Below are 1,630 nucleotides of genomic sequence, written 5' to 3' on the forward strand. Positions count from 1 at the left end.
AGCGCGGGCGCGGGTTGGCCGGGCCCTCGCCGCGCGGCAGGCCGAGCTGGAGGCCGAGCGCGACGCTCGGCTGCTGGTGGAGGAGACCGTCGACGTCACGGTGTCCGGGTCCCGCCGACCCGTCGGTGCCCGGCACCCGGTCGAGCTGACCGCGGAGCGCATTGCCGACATCTTCGTGGGGTTGGGCTGGGAGATCGCGGAGGGCCCCGAGCTCGAGTCGGAGTGGTTCAACTTCGACGCGCTCAACCTGGGCCCCGACCATCCGGCCCGCCAGATGCAGGACACCTTCTTCGTGGACCCTCCCGACGGTGGGCTGGTTCTGCGCACGCACACCTCGCCCGTGCAGGTCCGCAGCCTGCTAGAGCGCGAGCTGCCGCTCTACATCGCCTGCCCCGGCAAGGTCTTTCGCACTGACGAGCTCGACGCGACCCACACGCCGGTGTTCCACCAGGTCGAGGGGTTGGCGGTCGACGAGGGCCTGACCATGGCGCACCTGCGCGGCACCCTCGACCGGTTCGTGAGCGAGCTGTTCGGCGAGGGCATCACCACGAGGCTGCGACCGTCATACTTCCCCTTCACCGAACCCAGTGCCGAGCTCGACTTCCGCTGCTTCGTCTGCCGTGGTGCCGACTCGTCCTGCCGGACATGCGGCGGCACCGGTTGGATCGAGTGGGGCGGCTGCGGCATGGTCAACCGCAACGTGCTGACTGCTTGCGGGGTCGACCCCGACCGCTACACCGGGTTCGCGTTCGGGATGGGGATCGAGCGGGCCGTCATGCTGCGCAACGGCGTCGCCGACATGCACGACATCATCGAGGGAGACGTGCGCTTCAGCGCCCAGTTCGGGATGGAGATCTGATGCGGGTACCAGTGACCTGGCTGCGTTCCATGGTCGACGTGCCTGAGAACGCCACGGGTGCCGACATCGCCGCCAGCCTGGTGCGAGTCGGCCTGGAGGAAGAGGGTCTGCACGGCGGAGGCGTGACCGGGCCCCTCGTCGTCGGGCGCGTCCTCGAGATGACGCCGGAGCCGCAGAAGAACGGCAAGACCATCAATTGGTGCCGGGTCGACGTCGGCGAGAACGGCCAGCGGCTCACCGACGGCACCCCGCAGGGAATCGTCTGCGGTGCGCACAATTTCGCGGTCGGCGACCTCGTGGTCGTGGTCCTGCCCGGAGCGGTCCTGCCCGGCAACTTCGAGATCTCCGCGCGCAAGACGTACGGCCACGTCAGCGCCGGCATGATCTGCTCCGCGATGGAGCTCGGCATCGGCACCGATCATGACGGCATCATCGTCCTGACCGAGCTGCTCGGAGATGACGCCAAGGACCTGAAGCCCGGTGAAGACGCCATCGCCCTGCTCGGCCTGGCCGACGAGGTGGTCGAGGTGACCGTCACGCCGGACCGCGGCTACTGCTTCAGCATCCGCGGCGTGGCGCGGGAGTACTCCCACTCCACCGGCGCCACCTTCCGGGACCCCGCACAGCTGCCGGTCCCGGCGCCCAACGACCGGGGGTATGCCGTGCGCCTCGCGGACGAGGCGCCGCTCGGCGGCCGCGCCGGCTGCGACCGCTACGTCGCGCGCGTCGTGCGGGGGCTGGACATGGAGCGGCCGTCGCCCCGTTGGATGG

1 protein-coding gene and 1 pseudogene are annotated in these 1,630 nt (G+C 70.2%); both read left to right on the forward strand.

The window, feature by feature from the left end; translation table 11 throughout:
* Positions 1 to 859 (forward strand): phenylalanine--tRNA ligase subunit alpha (locus FRW57_RS21375; RefSeq protein WP_152187013.1); only part of this gene is annotated, 859 nt, incomplete at its 5' end.
* A pseudogene (locus tag FRW57_RS21380) lies at positions 859 to 1,630 on the forward strand (phenylalanine--tRNA ligase subunit beta); the annotation flags it as partial. The gene FRW57_RS21375 and the pseudogene FRW57_RS21380, both read left to right, overlap by 1 nt.

The sequence above is a fragment of the Segeticoccus rhizosphaerae genome (genome assembly GCF_009192725.1).
Taxonomy (GTDB): Bacteria; Actinomycetota; Actinomycetes; order Actinomycetales; family Dermatophilaceae; genus Segeticoccus; species Segeticoccus rhizosphaerae.